Source organism: Brevibacterium sp. CSND-B09, assembly GCF_052906525.1.
Map to the genome: position 1 here is coordinate 2,196,168 of NZ_JBREGI010000001.1, position 21,687 is coordinate 2,217,854.

General features: G+C 64.3%; 22 protein-coding genes. 8 read left to right on the forward strand and 14 right to left on the reverse strand.

Features of this window, described 5'->3' with window-relative positions:
* Positions 1-25: 25 nt before the first annotated feature.
* Positions 26-2,509 (forward strand): hypothetical protein, encoded by a 2,484-nt coding sequence (locus ACU4IU_RS09855; RefSeq protein ID WP_446656606.1) that lies wholly within the window; start codon positions 26-28, stop codon positions 2,507-2,509.
* 94 nt (positions 2,510-2,603) lie between these two features.
* Here ACU4IU_RS09855 and ACU4IU_RS09860 read toward each other — a convergent pair whose 3' ends face one another.
* From ACU4IU_RS09860 to ACU4IU_RS09875, 4 genes are all read right to left on the reverse strand, one after another.
* Positions 2,604-3,260, reverse strand: coding sequence for a response regulator (locus ACU4IU_RS09860; protein WP_259357944.1), 657 nt, complete (start codon positions 3,258-3,260; stop codon positions 2,604-2,606).
* Positions 3,257-4,645: a sensor histidine kinase gene (locus tag ACU4IU_RS09865; protein WP_376904470.1), complete on the reverse strand. Its 1,389-nt coding sequence runs from the start codon at positions 4,643-4,645 to the stop codon at positions 3,257-3,259. The genes ACU4IU_RS09860 and ACU4IU_RS09865 overlap by 4 nt, the downstream gene beginning before the upstream one ends.
* A gap of 124 nt (positions 4,646-4,769) precedes the next feature.
* A complete protein-coding gene (locus ACU4IU_RS09870) occupies positions 4,770-5,900 on the reverse strand; it encodes a serine hydrolase domain-containing protein (RefSeq protein ID WP_446656607.1) in 1,131 nt (376 codons plus the stop codon).
* A gap of 11 nt (positions 5,901-5,911) precedes the next feature.
* Positions 5,912-6,400 (reverse strand): hypothetical protein, encoded by a 489-nt coding sequence (locus tag ACU4IU_RS09875; protein ID WP_376904472.1) that lies wholly within the window; start codon positions 6,398-6,400, stop codon positions 5,912-5,914.
* A gap of 223 nt (positions 6,401-6,623) precedes the next feature.
* On the opposite strand from ACU4IU_RS09875, the gene ACU4IU_RS09880 reads away from it, so the two are divergent.
* Positions 6,624-7,277 carry a TetR/AcrR family transcriptional regulator C-terminal domain-containing protein gene (locus ACU4IU_RS09880; protein ID WP_172173465.1) on the forward strand — a complete coding sequence of 218 codons (654 nt, stop codon included), beginning with the start codon at positions 6,624-6,626 and terminating at the stop codon, positions 7,275-7,277.
* A gap of 37 nt (positions 7,278-7,314) precedes the next feature.
* On the opposite strand, the gene ACU4IU_RS09885 is transcribed toward ACU4IU_RS09880, so the two are convergent.
* The 5 genes from ACU4IU_RS09885 to ACU4IU_RS09905 all read right to left on the reverse strand — a co-directional run bounded on the left by ACU4IU_RS09885 (position 7,315) and on the right by ACU4IU_RS09905 (position 12,027).
* The gene (locus tag ACU4IU_RS09885; RefSeq protein WP_172173468.1) at positions 7,315-7,902 is read right to left on the reverse strand and encodes a class I SAM-dependent methyltransferase; all 588 of its coding nucleotides are present in this window, start codon (positions 7,900-7,902) and stop codon (positions 7,315-7,317) included.
* Between the two features lie 47 nt (positions 7,903-7,949).
* Positions 7,950-8,801, reverse strand: coding sequence for an anti-sigma factor (locus ACU4IU_RS09890; RefSeq protein WP_446656608.1), 852 nt, complete (start codon positions 8,799-8,801; stop codon positions 7,950-7,952).
* On the reverse strand, positions 8,798-9,373 hold the full coding sequence (locus ACU4IU_RS09895; RefSeq protein ID WP_172173474.1) for a sigma-70 family RNA polymerase sigma factor: 576 nt from the start codon (positions 9,371-9,373) through the stop codon (positions 8,798-8,800). The genes ACU4IU_RS09890 and ACU4IU_RS09895 overlap by 4 nt, the downstream gene beginning before the upstream one ends.
* Positions 9,374-9,601: 228 nt before the next feature.
* Positions 9,602-10,294 (reverse strand): fasciclin domain-containing protein, encoded by a 693-nt coding sequence (locus ACU4IU_RS09900; RefSeq protein ID WP_446656609.1) that lies wholly within the window; start codon positions 10,292-10,294, stop codon positions 9,602-9,604.
* A 155-nt stretch (positions 10,295-10,449) separates the two neighbouring features.
* A complete protein-coding gene (locus ACU4IU_RS09905) occupies positions 10,450-12,027 on the reverse strand; it encodes a molybdopterin-dependent oxidoreductase (protein WP_446656610.1) in 1,578 nt (525 codons plus the stop codon).
* 108 nt (positions 12,028-12,135) lie between these two features.
* Between ACU4IU_RS09905 and ACU4IU_RS09910 the strand changes: the two genes are divergently transcribed.
* Positions 12,136-12,639, forward strand: coding sequence for an OsmC family protein (locus tag ACU4IU_RS09910; RefSeq protein ID WP_052240173.1), 504 nt, complete (start codon positions 12,136-12,138; stop codon positions 12,637-12,639).
* A gap of 68 nt (positions 12,640-12,707) precedes the next feature.
* Here ACU4IU_RS09910 and ACU4IU_RS09915 read toward each other — a convergent pair whose 3' ends face one another.
* Positions 12,708-13,580, reverse strand: coding sequence for an alpha/beta fold hydrolase (locus ACU4IU_RS09915; RefSeq protein WP_446656611.1), 873 nt, complete (start codon positions 13,578-13,580; stop codon positions 12,708-12,710).
* A gap of 142 nt (positions 13,581-13,722) precedes the next feature.
* Here ACU4IU_RS09915 and ACU4IU_RS09920 point away from each other — a divergent pair, with 142 nt between their 5' ends.
* The 3 genes from ACU4IU_RS09920 to ACU4IU_RS09930 all read left to right on the forward strand — a co-directional run bounded on the left by ACU4IU_RS09920 (position 13,723) and on the right by ACU4IU_RS09930 (position 16,253).
* Entirely contained in the window at positions 13,723-14,409 is a 687-nt protein-coding gene (locus ACU4IU_RS09920) for a trimeric intracellular cation channel family protein (protein ID WP_062860326.1), read from the forward strand.
* Positions 14,410-14,513: 104 nt separating this feature from the next.
* On the forward strand, positions 14,514-15,347 hold the full coding sequence (locus ACU4IU_RS09925; protein ID WP_446656612.1) for a hypothetical protein: 834 nt from the start codon (positions 14,514-14,516) through the stop codon (positions 15,345-15,347).
* 45 nt (positions 15,348-15,392) lie between these two features.
* On the forward strand, positions 15,393-16,253 hold the full coding sequence (locus tag ACU4IU_RS09930; protein ID WP_446656613.1) for a PPK2 family polyphosphate kinase: 861 nt from the start codon (positions 15,393-15,395) through the stop codon (positions 16,251-16,253).
* Between the two features lie 64 nt (positions 16,254-16,317).
* On the opposite strand, the gene ACU4IU_RS09935 is transcribed toward ACU4IU_RS09930, so the two are convergent.
* The 3 genes from ACU4IU_RS09935 to ACU4IU_RS09945 form a co-directional block, all read right to left on the reverse strand.
* Complete coding sequence (locus ACU4IU_RS09935) at positions 16,318-16,740, reverse strand: OsmC family protein (RefSeq protein ID WP_039211873.1); 423 nt, start codon at positions 16,738-16,740, stop codon at positions 16,318-16,320.
* A 67-nt stretch (positions 16,741-16,807) separates the two neighbouring features.
* Entirely contained in the window at positions 16,808-17,227 is a 420-nt protein-coding gene (locus ACU4IU_RS09940; protein WP_139467489.1) for a rhodanese-like domain-containing protein, read from the reverse strand.
* Entirely contained in the window at positions 17,217-17,786 is a 570-nt protein-coding gene (locus ACU4IU_RS09945) for a cysteine hydrolase family protein (RefSeq protein WP_376904479.1), read from the reverse strand. The genes ACU4IU_RS09940 and ACU4IU_RS09945 overlap by 11 nt, the downstream gene beginning before the upstream one ends.
* 94 nt (positions 17,787-17,880) lie before the next feature.
* Between ACU4IU_RS09945 and ACU4IU_RS09950 the strand changes: the two genes are divergently transcribed.
* On the forward strand, positions 17,881-19,164 hold the full coding sequence (locus ACU4IU_RS09950; RefSeq protein ID WP_139467487.1) for an MFS transporter: 1,284 nt from the start codon (positions 17,881-17,883) through the stop codon (positions 19,162-19,164).
* A 67-nt stretch (positions 19,165-19,231) separates the two neighbouring features.
* Complete coding sequence (locus tag ACU4IU_RS09955) at positions 19,232-19,984, forward strand: MOSC domain-containing protein (RefSeq protein ID WP_446656614.1); 753 nt, start codon at positions 19,232-19,234, stop codon at positions 19,982-19,984.
* A gap of 75 nt (positions 19,985-20,059) precedes the next feature.
* Here ACU4IU_RS09955 and kynU read toward each other — a convergent pair whose 3' ends face one another.
* Positions 20,060-21,463 (reverse strand): kynureninase, encoded by a 1,404-nt coding sequence (kynU, locus tag ACU4IU_RS09960; RefSeq protein WP_446656615.1) that lies wholly within the window; start codon positions 21,461-21,463, stop codon positions 20,060-20,062.
* Between the last annotated feature and the right edge of the window lie 224 nt (positions 21,464-21,687).

The following is a 21,687-nucleotide window of genomic DNA, read 5'->3' on the forward strand; positions in this document are numbered from 1 at the left end:
CAACGTCCATTGGAAGGCGTCGTCTGTGCTTGACACAGACCTGAAGAATGATGATCCGAACTACCCCGGACTCATGACCGATCTCGATGGCAACCCTGCTCACTTCAGCAATGGCGGATATATCGAGGAGGTCACTCCTCGCATCGGCGGCAAAGGCATCTTCGAGCTCAACCACTTCTATAACGGCAGCCAGTCCAACGACACTCAGACTCAGGTCTGGCGGCTGCCTTTCGCCACTGATAGGGCCCTGAAGAACATCAAGATCACGGTGGACCTCCCCGAAGAGCTCAACGGAGTCACCGCGATCTTCGACGCTGAATCGACGAACTCGAGGATGAAAGCCTGGGGAGGCTCGTACGCAAACTACGACTGGAAGCAGCGCGCAACAGCAAGTGACAACGGGGACGGATCGTGGACGGTCGAGGTGCCTGATCTGGGCCGACGCGAAGCCACAGTCTTCCAGTTCACTCTCCCATTCAATGTTCCGCTGAAGGAGACGGACCAGTTCGTCGCGTCTGCCGAGCTCACTGCTGAAGCCACGGGCGAAAAATGCGGTTACAACGAAGACGAGGTTCCTGAGCCGAAACCGAGCGACGGACTCGACGTCTGCCAGGTCGAATACCTCGGGCGCACGATATGGAACATCAATGACGGCGACATCACCGTGCGGGATAAGTATTACAACGGCGAGACCTCGGATAAGCAGGGCGAGATCAACGCAGACGGCTGGGGAATGCCAGTCCACCCGAAAGCCGGCGATAAACCGACGATGCGGCTCTACGGGGCGACGAAGGTGGACCTCGAGAATGTGACGACCGATGTGAGCATCGTCGGCGGTGGAAAGTTCGTCGCCGACGGGGCTCCGGCGATTGCCTCGCCAGCCCACGGGCAGCTGCAGAACAATGGCTATACGGTTCCGGTGGGTCAGGCGAGTATGTCCGTCTCTGCAGACCGTGCGACCGGAACAATCGGGTCGATGCCAGCGAACTCAAGCTATTCGTTCAACGCCACTGTGGAGCTGGACGGGACCAACCCGATCGTGCTTCTCCATCGCCTGACCGGAACTCGTCCGGGATGTGATCCGCAGCAACCGGATCCGAAGGTCTCCACCACTGAATGGACCTTCACCAATAAAGACTGTGAGTCCAGGACGGTGACCGAGTCTCGCGAAGTGACGACGACTGAGTACGTTTTCGACCCCGACACCTTGGAGTGGGTCGAGGGGGAGTCGACAACTTCGACCGAGACTCGCGACCGCGAAATGACCGCCGACGAGCTCGCCGAATGTGAGGCGGCGGACGACGATGCTGCTGCGGACTCGGATGAGGCCGACACTGCTGCTGACTCGGACGAGGCAGATACGGCCGCTGACTCGAATGAAGCGGACACTGCGGCTGATTCGAACGAGTCGGATACTGCTGCTGACTCGGATGAGGCAGACACTGCTGCTGACTCGAATGAAGCGGACACTGCGGCTGATTCGAACGAGTCGGATACTGCCGCTGACTCGAACGAGTCGGATACTGCTGCGGACTCTGCTCAGGCCGATACTGCTGCTGACTCGAATGAGTCGGACACTGCCGCGAACTCGGACGAAGCGGACACTGCGGCAGATTCGGACGAGGCCGATACTGCTGCGGACTCTGCTCAGGCCGATACTGCTGCTGACTCGAGCGAGTCGGACACTGCAGCCGATTCGGACAAGGCCGACACTGCTGCGGACTCGAATGAGGCGGACACTGCCGCTGACTCGAATGAGTCGGATACTGCTGCTGATTCGGACAAGGCGGACGCCGCTGCGGACTCGGATGAGGCCGACACTGCTACCGATTCGGATGAGGCCGACACTGCTGCTGACTCAAACGAAGCGGACACCGCTGCGGACTCGGATAAAGCGGATACTGCAGCTGATTCGGACAAGGCCGACACTGCTGCGGACTCGGACGAAGCGGACACTGCAGCTGATTCGGACAAGGCCGACACCGCAGCGGATTCTGCTCAGGCCAACAGTGCGGCTGATTCGAGCGAGGCAGACACCGCTGCGGACTCGGACAAGGCGGACAGCGCAGCCAATTCGAATGAAGCGGATACTGCTGCTGATTCGGATGAAGCCGACACTGCAGCAGATTCGGACAAGGCCGACACTGCCGCTGACTCTGCTCAAGCTGACACCGCAGCTGATTCGGACAAGGCTGACGCCGCGGCGGACTCGAGCGAGTCTGATACCGCGGCGGACACAGCAGTTGACGGCGCTGCATCCAGCGCAGCTGCGGACTCTGACGGTGCACGGGCCGACCAGGCCGCACATGCCGACGCAGGTGCTTCAGTCGGCACCGACGGTGCAAATCGCGGCAGTGAGGGAAGTGACGATGGCGGCAGCAGTGGGGGCGATCTTCCTCGCACCGGTTCCGCCGGCATTCCGCTCTACCTCGGTCTAGCTGGGGCGCTGATTCTCACTGGCGGGCTGACGGTCGTACTGATCAATCGCCGTCGGTCAGACCTTGACTGAATGATCCGGGAGGTGAGCCGCTGTTTCAGCGGCTCACCTCCAGCGTCTTTTTTGGTCTGAGTCTCTTCGGGGTCCGACGCGGGGAATCTTGTGGCTAGCCCCCGACCTTCGCGATTCCATGTTCGTAGGCCCAGATCACTGCATGGATGCGGTCACGGATTCCCAGTTTCGACAACAGGTTCGACACATGCGTCTTCACGGTCGCCTCACCGACGAAGAGCTTCCCTGCGATCTCGGAATTGCTGGCTCCGGTCGCGACCAGCCGCAGCACCTCAAGCTCACGGTCGGTGAGGTACTCGAGTTCAGGCGCGCTTGGTGCCGTCGGTTCCGGGGTCGACACGGACCGTTCGATGACTCGGCGAGTGACCTCGGGGGAGAGCAAACCGTCGCCTGCCGCCAAAGCGGTCACTGCGTCAATGAGCTGTTCAGCCTCGGCGGTTTTGAGCAGAAAACCGCTGGCACCGGCATCGAGCGCGCGGAACAGGAAGTCGTCGCGGTCGAAGGTCGTGAGCATGAGGACGGCTCCGGCGGCGCCGCGGCGGACGATCTCCTCTGTCGCCTCGAGCCCGTCCATGACCGGCATCTGCACATCCATGCAGATGACATCCGGTGACAGCTCGAGCGCCTTATCGATGGCGATCTGCCCGTTCTCAGCCTCGCCGACGACAGCGATGCCGTCCTCGCTTTCGAGGATCGTGCGGAAACCGGTGCGAACCATCGACTGGTCGTCGACGAGGAGGACGCGGATCATGTGGATGCCTTCGCTGGAGTATCTGGGGACAAGTGACCTGCGGTGCTGCGAGGGTAGGGGATCCGCGCGCGCACGATCCAGCCTCCGCGGGATTTCGGCCCTGCCTCGAGGCTGCCGCCGAGAGCATTCATACGTTCTCGCATGCCGACGATACCCAGGCCGAGCCCTTCGCTCGTGGAACGAAGTCCGGAGTCTGCCTGGGCGCTGTCGGGTCCTGCAGATGCCGGCCTTCCTGCAGAACGGGCATCGCTGACCTCCACCTCGAGATCGGTGCTGCCGTAACGCAGCCGCACATCCACCTCGGCGCCGGCGCCCGCATAGCGGGAACAGTTGGTCAGGGATTCTTGAATCACACGGTAGATCGACATCTCGGTGATCGGAGTGAGCGGGCGAGGGGCCCCGATCGTCGTGTACTCGACAGTTTGGTCGAATCGTTGGGCCGATTCGATGAGTTCCGGAAGGTCGCCGAGGCCGGGGTTGCCTTTCGTTGATCCGGCCGTGGCGGTGTCGGCTGGTCTTTCACCCGTTTGGCCACCGGACGCGGCTGTGACGTCCGTGGCGGCGGTGACGTCGGCCGGCGAGTCCGTTTCGCGCAGCGTGTAGACGAGGGCTCGGAGTTCGTCGACGGTCTCGCGGGTCGAGGATTCGATGACCTGGAGCGATTCCTTTGCCTTGTCGGGGTTCTTCTCGAGGCTGCGACGTGCAGCGGCGGCGTGGATGCCGACCCCGGCGATATGGTGGGCGACTCCGTCATGGAGTTCGCGGGCAATGCGCACGCGTTCGAGGTCGAGGGCTTGCCGGGACAGTCGCTGTTCTTGTTCACGGACTTCTGCATTGGCCGAACGGAGATCGGCCATGAGTTTCCGCTGCTTCCATGCCCTGTTGCCGAAGACCCACGCTCCGCCGAAGAACGCGGCATTCGTCAGGAAGGAGACTCCACCGGACGCAGCGAACTGCAGGATGGTGAAGTCGCCTAGGGCTCGGTACTGAACCGACAGCGACACCGCGAAGAGGACCGCCATGCCGATACACAGAAACAGACGCGACCAGAAGGCAACTTTTCGGCTGCGCTGCCAGGGCCCGATCGAATAGATGCCCATGAACAGGACGATCTGGGAGACGCCGATCTCCATAGCGCTGTTGACCAGTGCCACCGAGTAGACGAGGCAGATGACAAAAGCACTCTGGCTCGGATAGCGGCGCCGATACAGCAAAGGTGCAGTGAGGAGGGCAGATGCGAGGCAGCAGACCCACAACGGAGCCTTGAGCACCTGAATGCTGGAGGCGCTGTAGAGCACCGCGAAGAGCATTGAGGACACAGTCAATCCAACGACGATGTAGACATCACCCTTGGTGGTTTTGATGGGTGTCAGTTCCTCCGTCATCCTTCCAGCTTAGACAGTGACGTGCCCGGCCGGTATCCGCCGCAGTGGGGAAATCAGATGCCGCGGCTCCGGCAGTCGGTGGAGGGATTGAGCGTGCGGGACCGGGCGGCTGCCGGTAACCGGATCAGCCCATGCTCCCTGTGACGACACGAGCCAACGCAGCATCGATCGGATGCGGCTGCGGGCGCCCGGATTCATCGAGAGTGTTCCAGCGCTGACGATTGGTGAACACCGTCACCTGCTTGCCTGTGTCCGCCCGGGTGAATGTGAGCGCTCCTCCGCCCCACACCGAACCGTCATGTCCCCACCAGACGGTTCCGTCGTCGGATTCGCGTCGGTGCAGGCCGAGCCCGTATTCGATCGTCGTGCCCTCGAACGAGATCACCGGAACTGTGCTCTGCATTTGTTCGAGCGATTCCGGTCGAAGCAGCTGACCGTCGATGAGGAGGCCGAAGAACCGATTGAGATCGGCCGTCGTCGACACCAATGAGGCGGCGGGACCCACCCACGACATGTCGAAGTCGGTGAGGTCAATCGGCGGATCGGCCATGCCGAACCACGACTCGTACAGATGAGTATGCGCAGCCGCCAGCACGGACCCGACCGGAAAGTAGGTGTCGGGGAGATCGGCAGGCTCGATGACCTCGGAGCGGATGTGCTCTTCGGCAGAAGTGCCGGTGACGGACTCGATGAGTTCGGCAAGGAGCAGATAGTTCGTGTTCGAGTATCTGCCGGGCAGGCCGCCGGGTTCGCCTGCGGGAGGAGCTCCGACGCCGATGTTGATGAGCTCTCGTCGGTCGAAGCGGGTGAACTGCTGCTCGATGAGGCTGCGCGGACTCGTCTGCGCCAGGTTCGGAAACGCCCGCAGCGAGTCATAGATGACGGGTAGGTATTCGTTGAGTCCGCTCGTGTGATTCGCGAGCATCCGCACGGTGATCGCCTCCCCGCGAGTTCCGGGTACGAGCTCGGGGAGGCAGCCGCCGATCGGGGCGTCCAGGTCGATGATCCCCTTCTCGACGAGCCGCAGCAATGTCACCGTCGTGAAGGTCTTTGCGATGCTGCCGACCCGGTGGTGGAGCTCGGGCGTCATCGGCGTCTTCGCTGCGACCTCGGCGAACCCTGCGCATTCACGCACGGTCTCTCCGTGGTCGATCACCTCGGCGATGATGCCGGGCATGCCTGCCCGGTGGACCTCGAGCACCGCCTCGGCCAGGTCGTGTCGGGTGTGAGTCTGGGAGCTGATGGGGTGTGTCATGGGTCGTCCTTTCAGGCTGTTCGTGCGCGTGGTGAGCGGTTCAGGGGATGTGGATCGTTGTTCGCCGAGGCGGCTGTTCGTGTGAACATGAGGACGACGGCGACGAGCCCTGCCACGCAGGGGAGGAGCCCGATCGTGCCGATGAGCGGCGGCAGCCCGGTGTCTCCTGAAATGTCCCGGACGAGGAAGGCGAACAATGCAACTGCGGTGCCGGTGAGAGCGAGGACCACGGCCGCCCACCGGACCCAACGGCTGCCGCGATGTGCTCGCCAGATCGTTGCGACCCAGCCGAGGACGCCGAGCACACCGACAACCGTCAAGGACGCGGCGTAGAAGTTCACGCCTGACGTGATCTCATCCTGGGACATCGATGGGTAGCCGCTGCGGATGTGTTCGTCGATGAGCGGCCTGCCCAGCTGTGCGCTGACGATGGCCACGACTGTGAGGACGAGTCCGACCCAGAGGGCGACGTAGGTCGAACGGGAGTACTGCCTATTCATGATGGAGCCCTTTCTCCTGTGTTATACAGCGTAAAATGTAATTCTCATGCTTGTTTTACGCTGTATAGCAGGTCAATGGAGGAAAACCCGAGAGTTCGTGGGGGAGACGGCCATGGTGAAGCGAAGTGATCGCGCAGCAAGTGTGGCTTCGAGCGGCCCGCGGAGCGAGTCCGGCGCGGCACGCATGCGAGGCCAGCACGCTGGTCTGAAGCCGGAATCGATCGTGAGGACGGCAATTGCCATCGCCGACGAAGAAGGTCTGGGCTCTGTGTCGATGCGCAGGATCGGCGCCGAACTCAAGGTCGAGGCGATGGCGCTCTACCACCATTTCCCGAACAAGGGTGCGCTGCTTGACGCCGTCGTCGAGCAGATATCGACTTCCGTGCCGCCAGTCGAAATCGCCGGATCACCGTGGGACGACGTTCTGAGGGGGTACGCCCGGTCGCAGCTGAACACTCTGTCCGAGCATCCGAACCTCGTCGATCTCGTCATGACCCGCCCGGCGGTGACCACCGGAAGCCTTGCTCTGTTGGAGGCACTCGTCGACTTCCTCTGCGCCGCCGGGTTCTCAGCTCGCCGCGGGCTCGACATGATCTACACCATCCATGAGTTCGTTCTCATGCATGCCGCGCTCAATGCCGAGGTTGGAAAGGCCGCCCGCAGAGGCGCGGTGCGAGCCGAAGGTGGCGAACGGGGCGGAGGCATGAGCGGCGAGCTGCGCCAAGCGGCTCATCTCGAGGGAATCTCCGAGGCGGACTTCCCACGTCTCGTTGAGGCGGTCGGTGCGGCTTCGCGTCGACCCTCAACCGCTCGCTTCGATTTCGCGCTCGACGTCCTCATTGCGGGATTCGCCGATGTGCCTGAGGGCGATCGCTGAATCAGACGAATCAGGCTCCGGCTCTGGCGAAAACTGATCAGTCCTTCTGAGCGACGACGACGGCCAGATCCCGGTGCTGCCAGTGCACGTGGGTGGTCAGTCCTGCCTCGGCGAGCCAGGTCAGCTGCTCATCGAGCGAACTGGGGGTGTCGTCGATCCAGTCGATCGGCGTGACGACGTCCGCCGGGTCGGCGGGTACGACGAGATCACCGAGGACGAACCTCCCGCCGGGCTCGAGCACCGACGCGACGCGGACGAAGAGGTCGGCCTTGCCGGAGCCGTCGAGGTGATGGACGGCGAGCATGGACATGACCAGATCGAACGGCCCGTCAGGCAGTGGTTCTTCCAGGCGACCCGACTGCAACTGCGTGCGATCCGGGTCAAGGGTCGCCTCGGCGGCGGCGAGCATCTCGGAACTCGCGTCGACGCCCAGCAGTTTCGCCTCCGGCAGGGCTTCGAGAACGCGCTGTGCGGTCAGCCCGCTGCCGATGCCCAGATCGAGGATCGACGTCGGCGCTCCTGTCGCTGCCGCAGCCGCCACTTCTGTCTGCAGACGCGGGTAGTCGGGGATCTCCTCGGCCATGAGCGCCAGATAGGTCTCCGGATCCCACTCGAAATCGGACATAACAGCTCCTTCGCCGCCGATGCCAGGAAGCCTACTCCCTACAGCTCTCAGAGGTCGATGGCGACAATCGGATCCGTGGTCGGCTGCTTCGAGCCTCCCTCGGGCTCGACGGTGATGCCGAAGACGCTGCCCGAGGCGAACGTCTCGCCCGCAATGGTCACCGGATCGTCCGACATCAGACCGGCGCTTTCCGGACCGTCGGCACCGATGACCCACATCTGCATCGACTTTCCGGCCGGTGGCCGCCCGATGTCTTTCGGACTGAGACGGATGAGCTGCTCGCTCTCGGAGGAGAGCACGGTGACGGAGCCGCCCTCCGGCATGTCTGCGGTGCTCGTCTTCAGGTCACTGGCTTCCATGAGGCGAGCGGAGTCCTCGAGCTGCTGCTGAGTCGCCGCCAAGTCCTCTTCCAAGGAACTCTGTCGCTGATTCTGCTGCCAGACGGTGGCGCCGAGTCCTGCGGCGACGACGATCGCCGCCGCAGCTGCCGCCCAGGGCAGCCAGGAACTGCGGCGAGGCTGTGACTCGCCGGCGCCCTCTGCGCGGGCATCGGACCGGCGTGCCTCCCGATGGTCGGCGAGCGATGCCGGAGCGGCCGGCTCATCGGCGGAGGCCTCCGCAGCGACCGACGAAGTCTCAGGCTCGACAGCGGGTGAGGTCTCCGGTGCCGACTCCTGGGAGTAGTTCTCGGGGATCGACAGAATTGTCTCTTGAGTCGCCGAGCTGACCTCGACGGGTTCATCGGATTCGGCCGCGTCGGCCATCACGTCGGCATAGGCGGCGACTTCGGCGCGGAAGTCGGCGTCGGCATCGGCCAGCGCCTGAGCCTCGGTGAGTTCTGAGTCGCTGAGCCCGCCGAGGGCCAGCCCGGCAGCCAGATAGTCACGATCTGCGCTCATCGGCTTGCCTCCAACTCTTCTCGCAGCTTCTTCATTCCGTCCCTGATCCGTGACTTGATGGTACCCAGGGGCACCTGGAGATTCTCAGAGATCTGGGTGTGGGTCATGCCTTGGTAGAAGGCCATGACGATCGGTTCGGCCTGCTCATCCGGGAGGATCCGCAGAGCCGAGACGGTCCGGTCCGACTCTGCACGGGCGATGACGGTCTGCTCCACCTGGTCGCTTGCTTCGGCGGTAGTGCGGAGCCCGTCCGCATAGTCTCTGTCCTGTTGAGCCTGGACGCTGCGCACACAGTCGATGGCTCGCCTGCGGCACAGGGTGATCAGCCATGCCCGTCCGCTGCCGCGCCCCGGGTCGAAGCCCGAACACCGGGTCCACACCTCGGTGAAGCAGTCCTGGAGGACTTCCTCGGCCAGTGTTCGGCTCTTGACGATTCGCAGGATGACGGCCATGAGGATGCGGGAGTGAGTGGTGAACAGTTCTTCGAATGCGGACCGGTCACCCTCGGCGATGCGGATCAGCAGGGCACCGCCGGGATCGGCGGAATCCGCCGGCTGGTGATCAGAACTCATTGCCCAATCATGCCATGCATGCAGAAACCGATCACACCTTTCCCAGGTGAGCGAGTCGAGCGGGGTGGGCGCAGTGGTGGGAGCGTGTGCAGCAGAGACGGTCAGTCGACGTTCGCCTGAAGCCGCACGAACCGGCGAGGAACCGAAAGCGGCCGGGAGCCGATCCTGTTGCTGCTGATCGGTTCCCGGCCACTGCATCGTGGTGTTCTCTCGCTGTGGACCCTCCGGTCACTTCTTGGGCATCATCACGGCGTCGACCATGTAGACCGTGGCGTTGGCGGTCTTGACTCCGCCGCAGACCAGTCCGGCATCATCGAACTTCATGTCCTCGCCCTCACCGGAGATCTTCACCTTCGAACCTTCGACGGTCTCGTGTTCACCGGCGATCTCATCGGGGGAGAGCTGTCCGGGGATGACGTGGTAGGTCAGCACCTTCGTCAGCTGGTCCGAGTCCTTGGCCAGGGCGTCGAGGTCGTCCTTGGGCACATCGGCGAAGGCATCGTCGACCGGGGCGATGACCGTGAACTCGTCGCCGTTGAGGGTGTCGACGAGGTCGACATCGGGGTTGAGCTTGCCCGAGACAGCCTTGGTCAGGGTCGTGAGCATCGGGTTGTTCGAGGCGGCAGTGGCCACCGGGTCCTGGCCCATGCCCTCGACAGAACCTGCCCCGTCAGGGTTCGCCTCGGCGTAAGCCGAGCAGCCCTTGCCGACGAGGTCGGAATCGGCCATGGAGGAGTCGCCGGACTCGTCGGGCATCTCGGACTCGCCCGAGTCAGCGGGCTGAGATTCGGAGCTGCTCGATTCCGAACCGGACTCCTCCCCGCCGGAACCGGAATCCATTCCGCAGCCGCTCAGTGCCAGGAGGCCGATGGCGCCGGCCGAGAGGATGGTGGCGGTGCGTGTGCGAAGCAGTGTCTTCATTGTTCTTCTCCTAATCAACAGTGATGCGTATTCGCGCACAGCTGTGAAGTGATCTCCATTGCTCGCTGTGTACTGGGTATTCGGTGCGGTGCCCGGTTCGGATGGGCGGATGGGGAAGAAATCTTGAGAATTTCTTCGCCGAGGCGGCTGCAGGCTCATTCGACGCGGAATTGGATGTGGTGGTGCCCGGTGGCCGAGTTCGGGATCGAATCCCGGCGTTTCGCTGTCTGCACTGTGCCGTCCTTGTCCGTGGCACGCACGGTGAGGGTATGTGACCCCGCGGCCACCTCGGCGAATTCGGCCCGCCACTGTCGCCAGGTGTCGATCGTGACCTCCTCGGCCAGATCCGCCTGCGTCCATTCGCCGTCGTCGAGCTTGACCTCGACGCGGTCGATCCCTGAACGCTGCGCCCAGGCGGTGCCGCCGACCCGGAGGTCCCCGGCAGGGACCTTGGCCAGCGGCTTGGGGACCTCGATGCGCGAAGCGACGAGGATGGGGGCCTTGGCATCCCACCCGCGGTCGGTCCAGTAGGCGGTCTTCTCATCGAAGCGGGTGACCTCGAGTTCGGTCACCCATTTCGTCGCGGAAACGAAACCGTAGAGTCCGGGAACGACGAGGCGGGCGGGGAAGCCGTGGATCGGGGTGAGCGGTTGGCCGTTCATTCCCACAGCCAGGAGGGCGGCGCGGTCATCGGTCAGTGCACCGATCGGGGTCGAGGCGGTGAATCCGTCGAACGAGTGGGAGAGGACCATATCGGCTTGCGAGTTCGGGCGTGCTCGGGCGAGGAGATCACGCACGGGGTATCCGAGCCAGGTCGCATTTCCGACGAGGTCCCCGCCGACGGGATTGGACACGCAGGTGAGCGTGATGTGGTGTTCTTCCAGCGGCAGGTCGAGGACGTCGTCCATCGTCAGGGTCACCTCCTCTTCGACCATGCCGTGGATGCGCAGGGACCACTGTTCCGGGTCGATGACCGGTGGTGAGAGCACCGTGTCGATGCGGTAGAAGTCCTTCGCTTCGGTGACGAAGGGGACCGTGCCGTCGAGGTCGGTGCTCGCGGCGGCGGGGATCGCTGCCGCCTTCTTCGCAGGGTCGGGCAGCACCAGCTTGGCCACCGCTGCTCCGGCTTCCTGTGTGAGGGAGACGAGGGTCTGGCCGGCGGCGATGGTGACGGCCCCGATGGTGCCGACGGCACCGGCGAGGCCGAAGAAACGGCGGCGGCTCAAGGGCTCCGAGGTTCGCGAACCGCGCGCGACATCGGGACTGTCGGTCGCCTCGGCGGTGGAAGTCGGTACCCCGAAGCGAAGCAGAAGCAGGAAGACCGTGATGCCCACGGCGATGCCGATCAGCGTGGGAATGACATCGATGGCACCCGCTTCGGGGCGCAGGACGATGACGATGACGGGGACGAGCCCGGCGACGACCAGCAGCGTCGTGGCCAGACGCCGGCGGGAAACCGCCAGTGCTCCGATGAGACCGGCGAGGACGATCGCACCGAGGCCGGTGGAGAGGACGAGGACGAGTTTGTCGTTGTCGCCGAACAGGGCGATGACGGGTTTGATCGCCGCCGGGGGAGCAAGTGGGATGATCGCCTGACCGAGGGTGAGCAGGGGTGCGGCGCTCGGGGTGAAGGCACGCGCGATGAGGTCTGCGAGACCGAACATCATGACTGTGGCGACGATGCCTGCCACGACGCCGCGGAAACGTTGGGTTGCACGGGTTTTCCGATTCATAGTGATCATTCGGAGCCGCCGGGACGGCGGATGGGTCTGCGGGCTTTGTTACTGACCATTCACTGAAACGCCAGTGACCTTGTTGCGTGCCTGTCGTAGCATGGTGCAATGACTGAGAAACCCGGATACGCCCAGCCGCAGGCTCCGACCGGAGACGCGGATGAGCCGAAGAGCCCGAGTGCGCCGATCTACACCGCGAAGGTCGAGAACCTCGGCGGCACCTCGGGCGAGGTGCGCGTCGAAGACGGCCAGACCCTGTCCACCGCCCCGACCTCACGGGTCGAAGAGGGCAACAACCCGGAACAGTTCCTCGCCATGGCCTGGTCGACCTGCCTCGGCGAGACGCTCAAGGTCGTCCTCGCGGTCAATGAGATCGAGGCGCTCTCACGCGTGCGCGTCGAGGTCGAGCTGCACAACGAACCCTCCGGCAACGGCTTCTACTTCGCTCCGAAGGCGTTCATCTCCATCGAAGGGGTCTCGGACACCGACGCCGAGAAGTACGCTGCCCGCGCCCACGCTCGCTGTCCCATCTCCAAACTGCTTATGGGCAAGGGCACCCCGGTCGTCGAAATCGAACCGTACAAGAACCCGGACAACTTCCAGCTCAGCTGAATCGGCTGAGCAGAGAACGAGAGGCCCCGACTGTCACGGTCGGGGCCTCTTCCGTCGGCGCCTGCGCTTTACCTGTCGGACTCCGCGGCAAAGTCGGCGGCGATCTGCGCCAACTGCGCGGCCGCCTCGGCGGGGCGGATCAGCCATCCCACGTGGGACGACGCCAGCGTGCGCACCCGGTAGGGATTGTCCGGGGTGAGCGCATCACCTTCGCGGATGAGGCGATCCTGCATCGCGGTCGGCATGCTCCGATCCTCGCCGAGGCGGACGAACGTACGCGGGATCGTCCCCCACGTGCCCGCCTGCGCCCGGTGTTCGGGGCCTCCCGCGTCGAGGTTCTCATCCGGCTGCAGTGAATTCAGGAAGATGCGGAATTCGTCATCGCTGACGTCGGCGCAGAAGAGTGCTTTCAGGCCGTCGAGGACCACCGGGTCGGCCTGGCGGAAATTGCAGCGCAGCAGACCCAGCTGCCCGGGATCACCGGCCAGGGCCCGGGCGAGAGCCGCATTGTCGACGGTCTTCATTTCGGGTTCGGCATTGTATTCGGCGGCCGGGAGGTCCACCGGTGCCCATGCGGAGACATAGACCATGTGGTCGATGAGCTCCGGATGTGCATTCGCCAAGGCGGTCAATGTGGCCCCGCCGCGGCTGTGGGCGACGATGACCACCGGTCCGTGCTCCTTGGCACGGGCGGCCGCCTCGGCGAGAGCCCGGACATTGTCGTCGACGGTCACACCCCTGATCGATCCCGGCTCCGAGGTGAACCGGGCGAGATCCTGAGGCGCCTGATACCCGAGCGGGAAGGTGGCGGCGAAACCGTGACCCGGCAGGTCAACCGCGGCCGAGCGCACTCCGTGGAAGGAGAGTTCGGCCTGCAGCGGGGCGAAAGAGAAGGAAGTGGCGAAAGCGCCGTGGACGAGGATGAGCGTCGGCTGCGTCATCTCCTCAGCCTAGCGGCCGCCTCGGCGATGGGGAACGGAACACCAGACAAATGGCTCACGGGATGCCGAAGCGGATTACAGTGGCTGGTAGGACGCTCGGCACCGGGCCGGGCACGGAGCGACGAGAGGAGCCGAGGTGGAGATGAACTTGCAGGAGTTCCTGTTCCTCGCCCTCGACCTCACCGGCACTTTCGTCTTCGCAGTCTCCGGAGTGCTGCTGGCCGCGCGACGCAATTTCGACATCACCGGCGGGTTGGTGCTGGGCACGATGACGGGCATCGGCGGAGGCATGATCCGCGATGTGCTCCTCGACCGGGTGCCCAACGCCATCGGCCAACCGATCTACCTCGCCCCGCCGGTGATTGCGACCCTGCTCATCTACATCATCGGCTCCCACATCTCTCGGGCCCGGATCTGGATCGTCGCCTTCGACGCGATGGGTCTCGGGCTCTTCAGCGTCACCGGTACGACGATCGCGCTCGCCGCCGGGACGAACTATCCGGCGGCGCTGCTCATGGGTGCGCTGACCGCGTGCGGCGGCGGACTCATGCGCGATGCCGTGGCCAGTGAGGATCCGGCGATCTTCCGCGGCACCGACCTCTACCTCATCCCCGCCCTGTTCGGTTCGGGGCTGACGATCATCGCCGAGGTGACCGGACTGTTGGGTGCCATCGCCTCACTCATCATCGCGGCTGCCGCCTTCGGGTTCCGCATGCTCGCCTGGAAGCTGCAGTGGCGGGTGCCGCAGCCGATGCGGCAATGGTCGTACCGGGACACCGGGCAGCGCGTGAAGAAGAAGCTGCCGTCGGTGTTCCGGAAACCGGACTGAGGGTGTGGCTTGTGGGACGGTCTCTGATCGGTTGACGTTCGCGGTGGCGGATCTGAAACATCGCTGCCGGAATCACTCGCCCGTGCTTGTGCGAGGATGAAATCATGAGTGAAACACCGCCCGGGCCACCGCCACCGGGGCCGCTTCCGCTGCGCGAGGAGGAACCGGTCCCGACGTGGACACGCGACTTTCTGCGCGTCCTCGGCTTCACCCTCTTCGGTGCGCTCTTCTTCACCTTCTTCATCTGGCTGGCCTCGACGGGGCTGATGTACCAGCGGAACATGACCGACAGAATTGAGGCAGACGGTCTCTGGGCAGGAATCATTGCTGGTGTATTTGCGTTGCTCTTTCCCTTCCTGTTCATGGAGTACAAGCGCAAGGACGACGGGTTCCGGCGTGAGGGTCTCGTCCCGCTTATTCTGCTCAGCGTCGTCGCTTCCGCAGTGACCGTCACGTTGGTGGCGCTGGTCTGGCCGTTCTTCCTCGGCGAGCGGGCCGTTCCCGGAACGGTTGCGACGGAACTCAACAGCGATCCGGCGAGCTTCTTCCTCGTCCTGCTCTTCTTCATCGGCGGCATGGCGTGGAGCACGTGCATGATGATGCCGATGATGATCGGCGGCTTCAAGGTCGCGCTGTGGCTCCTGCTGCCGTTTCTCGGATTCGTCTTCCTCATCGGCTTCGCCGGTGTGAGAGTCTTCGACAATCCGCCGAGCCTGCTCACCACGATGATCTGGGTGGCTGTGACGCTGACCGGCCTGGCGGTGCTGACCGTTCTGGCGATGCTGCGCAATGTCATCGACAAGTCCACGCCGCAGATGACCGCCGCCGAACGCGAAGCGGACTACCAAAGGTACCTGGAGGACAGGCGTCGGCGTGGACTGACGAACGAGAACCCGCTGCCGGGTATCGACGGACCTCAGCAGCCGCCTCGGCGGTGAGTTGTCGGTATAGACGCGGCCCTTCCCACCTGGAAAGATGAACGCATGAGTGAGCCGACGAGCAACTGGACGACCGATCCTGCACCACTGCTGCGCGCTGGGGAGGGATTCCGCCTCGGCGAGGTCGATCCCGAATCCACCCCCGGCTACGACGGGGACAAGAAGAGCGGGAAGAAAGATCTCGAAGCGCTGTCTGCTGAGCTCAACGACCTGCAGGAGCGCCTCTTCGCCGCCCACCACGACGAGGACTCCGGTCCCGCCGTCCTCCTCGTCCTGCAAGCCATGGACACGGCGGGCAAAGGCGGAATCGTCCGCCACGTCGTCGGAGCCGTCGATCCGCAGGGTGTCGAGCTCGCCGCCTTCAAGAAACCGACTGAAGAGGAACTCGCCCACGACTTCCTTTGGCGCATCCGACCGCGCGTGCCCGGGCCCGGCATGATCGGAGTCTTCGACCGCTCACACTACGAGGATGTGCTCATCGGCCGCGTTCGTGAACTCGCCGACGAGACCGAGATCGAGCGCCGCTACACCGCCATCAACGACTTCGAAGCTGAACTGATCGCGGCGGGAGTGCGGATCGTCAAGGTCATGCTCCACATCTCTCCGGACGAGCAGAAAGAGCGTCTGGCCGAACGCCTCGAACGGCCGGACAAGCACTGGAAATACAACCCAGGAGACGTCGACGAACGACTCCTGTGGCCGGATTACATGGACGCCTATCAGGTTGTCTTCGACCGCACCTCCACCGAGGCGACCCCGTGGTTCGTCGTGCCCGCGAACCGGAAATGGTACGCCCGTTTGGCTGTGCAGCGGCTGCTGCTCGACGTCCTCAAGGACATCGACCCGCGGTGGCCGGACGCCGATTTCGACGTCGAGGTCGAGAAGAAGCGCCTCGCCGAAAGCTGAGGGTCACGTCCGTACGGAACGGCGGTCCGCCTCGGCGAAGGATCTGCCGTGACGAATCGCGACGTCAGTCGCGACGGATGCTGAAGTCGACCTTCGTGGGGTGTTCGACGGTGCGGGAGACCGTGCAGTACTTGTCATGGGAGAGCCCGACGAGGCGTTCGACGCGGGCATCGGCCTTCCGACCCTCCTCGTCGTCGGGGAACGCGAGGTCGAAGTCGAGGTGGACGTTGTCCACACGGGAGGCCCCGTCTTCGTCGATCTTGTCCGCGGTCGCGGAGACGTCGAACTTCGTCGGTTCGGTGTGACGGCTGGTGACGGTGTCGACGTCGATCGACGAGCAGCCGGCGACAGCGGCCAGCAGCAGTTCGACGGGGGTCATGAGGCCTTCGCCGCGGCCGAATTCGATGCTTGCTCCGCTCGGGGCGGTGGCGCGGTAGTGGTTTTCGGCGATGCGGGTCAGTTCGATGCTGCGGATGTCTTCACTCATGGGGCCATGATGCCAGGTTTCGGAGGCCGCCGTTGTGGTCACGGTCGGCGGGCGGGTGAACCCATGGTCACGGTCGGCGGTCGGGAGCCTCATCGGTCGTCGGCAGATGCGCTGCCTGCCACGCCTCAAAGCCGCCGATGACATCGGCAGTGCTCGTCAGACCCATCTGTCGCAGGTTCCACGCGGCCAGCGATGAGGAATAACCGTGGCGGCAGATGAGGATCCACCGCCGATCGGTTCGATCGGCCTCGGGGATGCGCCAATCGAAGCCGGGGTCGAGACGCCACGGCAGCACGGTCAGGTCGATGGCGAGGGATCCGGGGATCGACGGAGCAGACTCGCGGTGGACCTCGGTGCGGACATCGACGATGATCGCCCCTTGCTGCTGCTCGATGAAGGCGGCGTGTGGAGTCAGCCGGTCGATCTCGGCGCGGGCGCGATCGAGCAGTGCCAACGAGCCGGGTCGGGCGACACCGTCAGCGAGCACCGAAGTCGACCTTGTCGGCTTCCTCGACCTTCGCGGTGCGACCCGGACCCGATTCGAATCCCCAATAGAGGTTCGTGTGTGAGACCACCTGCTCCGGTGGGGGAGCGCCCCATTCGGTGAGATCCTCGGTGGTGTGGGCGTCGGAGACCAGCGTGACGTCGTAGCCGCGGGCGAATCCGCCGTGGATGGTCGAGCGCACGCAGGCATCAGATTGGGCACCGGTGACGACGAGGTGGCCGACGTCCTTTCCGGCGAGCACCTCCTCGAAGTCCGTGCCCTCGAATGTATTGCCGTGGGTCTTCTCGATGATCGCTTCGCCCTCAGCGGGGGAGAGCGTGTCGACGATCTGCCATTGCGGGGAATCGATCGGCAGCTCACCGGAGCTGTGCCGGACCCAGACCACCTCGGTGCCGGTGTTCCGGGCACGGTCGACGAGATCGGAGATCGTGGAGATGACCGATTCGGAGTTCCAACTGGCTTGCATGACGCCGTTTTGGACGTCGATGACGACAAGGGCGGAGTTCGGGCGGGTGGACGTCGGCGGTTGAGCTGTGGACATAAGATCCTCCTTGATCAAGGATCATTGTCCTCGCCTCGATCCCAGCAGACAAGAGGTCGGTGCCGGTCCGTTCCGCCGGTGTGAGAATGGGGGAGTGAGCGATTTCTCCGAGGACAACGGCGGTGCCGCCGGTCCGCGCCGTTTCAGCGTGCTGCGCAGTTGGAAGACTGCGCCCTATCTGATCGGATCGGGCACGGCGATGATGGGCGACAATATCGAGCACGTCATCACCTATTGGGTGCTGTGGCAGAAGTTCGAATCCCCGGCGCTCGTCGGATTCCAGCTCATCAGCCACTGGCTGCCCTTCCTGCTCCTGTCCGTCTATGCCGGGTCTCTGGCCGAACGCTTCGACTGCCGCCGCCTCATCCAGATCGGACAGATCATGTTCATGGTCGTGTCCCTGTGTTGGGGGATCCTCTTCCTCACGGACTCTCTGCAGCTGTGGCAGGCCTGCGTGCTGCTCGTCATCCATGGCCTGGCCGGATGTCTGTGGGGTCCTGCCGAGCAGATGATGCTCCATGACTTCGTCGATCGGAAGGAGCTGCCGAGCGCTGTCCGGCTCAATGCGACGTTCCGCAGCCTCGGCATCCTCTTCGGTCCCGTCGTCGGTTCCGCTCTGCTGCTCGGGGTCGGTGCCACGTGGGGCATCTTCATCAACATCGTCTTCTATCTGCCGCTGACGATCTTCCTCATTCGCACCCCCTTCACCGGGCATCTGCGCAGCGGAGGAGTGCGCACCGCGCGGACGACTCTCATCCAGTCGCTGCGGGTGCTCATCGACGTCCGCCACAATCGCGCGATCGTCGGCATGCTGTTGCTGGCCGCGCTCGCCTCGACGACGATCGGGGCGGTGCTGCAGACGGCGATGCCGGTGTTCGGCGACATCCTCAATCCGGTCGGCGGGGACAGTGACTTCACCTATGGCGTGCTGCTCTTCGCCATGGGTGCAGGAGGGGTGCTCGGGGGCTTCGGGCTTGAGGCGACCGGGTGGATCAAGGCCGTTCCGGCTGCCGCGGCACTGGCCGCCGCGGCGATGGGCATCAGCTCTCTGTTCTTCGCCCTGACCTCGCACCTGTGGCTGGCCGTCATCATGCTCGTCATCGCCGGAGTCTCGAAGATCACCGCCGAGTCGACCGAGATGGCGATCATCCAACTCGAAGCGCCGCCGGAGATCCGCGGCCGCGTCATCGGCTCCTATGCGACATTCGGGCCGGGGATGCAGACCTTCTCCGGAGTCACCGTGGGAGTGCTCGGCACGATCGCCACAATTCCCGGAGCCGTTATCATCGGCGGCACGGTCCTGGCCATCGGAGCGGTGGCCATCGGCACCTACGCCATCACAGGAAGGCGCAACCCCCATGCCCCAATTGCTACCTGACGGGGGCGCAGCAACCTGGCGCCAGGTATCTGGGCCGCCGTCACCTGCTTCTGCGCGGGAATTCGGTGTGCCATCGCTCGGGTTCGCCCACGTCAAAGGCACACGACACGAGGCTCGACCGAGCGCAGCCGTCGACGTTCACGGTCCGGTCGGCGATCGTGAGTTCTGCTTCGTCGATGTCGAACGACGACAGGTGCTCAAGACCGTGCAGAATCCTCGGCTCATCCGCATGACCACCTCACTCGTCGACGACATTTTGACGATCACCCTGCCCGACGGGCGCTCTGCCACCGGGGTGCCAGCCGGCTCGGGTGAGCGCCTGACCTGCAATTACTGGAAGCGACCGGTCGACCTCGAACTCACTGACGGCCCGCATTCGGCACTCGCCTCCGAGTGGCTGGGAAAGCCGGTGCGGCTGGCCCGCGCACGTCGTGGAGACGTGATCTACGGAGCTGGCCTGTCGATCGTCACGACCGCGTCGATGAGGGAACTCGCCGATCGGTCGGGTCACCATGAGCTGCTTGATGAAGCCGCCCGCTTCCGGGCCACCCTCGTCCTCGACACGGACGAACCCTTCATCGAAGAGACCTGGCGAGGCCGGGACGTGACGGTGAACGTGCCGAACGCCGCCGCGCTGCGTGTGCGAATCGGGGATCCGATCGCGCGGTGTGCTGTCCTCGATCTCGACCCGATCACTGGGGAGCGGGGCAGCAATCTGCTCAGGACGCTTGTCGCCAACCGCCCGCGAAATGAGGCGGGTGAACCGTACTTCGGCGTCAACGCCGAGATCATCGAAACTTCTGCTGCTCCGGACACCTGAGCGGCCACGTCCCAATGCAGGTGACGGCGGCCCAGATACCTGGCGCCAGGTTGCTGCGCCGCCGTCAGGTAGCAATTAGGTGACGGCGCCGCGGACCTTGTGCGCCGGGGTGTCCCAGAGTCGGTTGTCGAGGATGTCGCGCAGGGCCTCGACGGTGTCCCACACCTCGGTGAACCCGATGTAGAGCGGGGTCAATCCGAACCGCAGCACCTCCGGCTCGCGGTAGTCGCCGATGATTCCGCGTTCGATGAGCGCGCTCATCACCGCGAATCCCTCGGGGTGGGTGATCGAGACCTGGGATCCGCGATGGGCGTGTTCACGTGGGGTGACGACCTCGACCGGGTGATCGGCCAATCGCTCATCGACGAGGTCGATGAACAGGTCCGACAGGGCCAGGGACTTCTCCCGGATCTGTTCCATGTCCACCCGCGAGTGGATGTCGAGGCCGAGCTCTGCCACGGACATCGACAGGATTCCCTGCGTTCCGGTGAGGTAGCGGCGGATACCGTCGGCCGGCCGGTAGTCCGGGGCCATATCGAAGGGCTGCGCATGCGACCACCACCCCGACAGAGGTTGGCTGAATCGGTTCTGCAGCGCCTCGGCGACCCAGATGAATGCGGGAGACCCGGGTCCGCCGTTGAGGAACTTGTACGTGCAGCCGATCGCCATGTCCGCCCCGGTTCCGGCCAGATCGATGGGCAGAGCACCGGCCGAATGGCACAGGTCCCAGATGACCATGGCTCCGCCGGAATGGATCGCCGAGGTGGTCGTCCCCATATCGAAGAGCCGACCGGTCCGGTAGTTCACATGGGTGAGGACGACGAGGGCCACCTCGTCGGACATCGTGGTCGGGAACCCTGCGGTGACTTCGTCATCGTCGACGAGGCGGACCTCGTATCCGTCGCCGAGCTGCTCGGCCAATCCTTCGAGCATGTAGATATCGGAGGGAAAGTTCTCCCGCTGGGTGAGGATGATCCGCCGGTTCGGGGAGTCTTCGGATTGCATCTTCAGCGCCGCCGAGGCCGCCTTGAACAGATTGATCGACGTGGTGTCGGTGACGACGGTGGACCCGACCCCGCCGCCGACGATCCCGGAGACCTTCTCACCCAATTTCGCCGGCAGGTCCCACCAGCCGGCGGTGTTCCATGACCCGATGAGGCCGGTGCCCCATTCGTCGGTGATGACTTCCTGGGCGCGGTCTGCGGCTCCCTTCGTGCGGGGACCGAGAGAGTTCCCGTCGAGGTAGATCGTGCCTTCCGGGAGCAGGAACTCCTCGCGGCAATTACGCAGAGGATCGTTCGCATCGCGTTGTTCGCAGTCCGCGCGGGTGATTGAACCCGGGGAGCCAGTTGAGTTCGCCGAGGTGGCTGTCCGGTCAGAGGTCGTCATCGTCGCCTTCCGCGTGGTGGGGGAACCGGTGGGTTCGTCTGCCTTCCAGGCTACCGTGCGTCGGCTGATGACGAATTGTGTTCTGCTCATGACGCCAGACGACGGCAGCCGACGGTGGGGAGGACGCCGCCGGGCGATCGTTTCTAATCTGAGATCAGCACCGACCCGCACGATCTCGACCACACGCTCGACCATTCGATCAGGAGTCCACCCTCATGACTGCAGCCACCACCGAGTTCGACACGACCATCGCCATCAGCGACGAAGAACGCGCCACGCGACTGACCACGGCCGGAGAGGCATTGGAACGAACG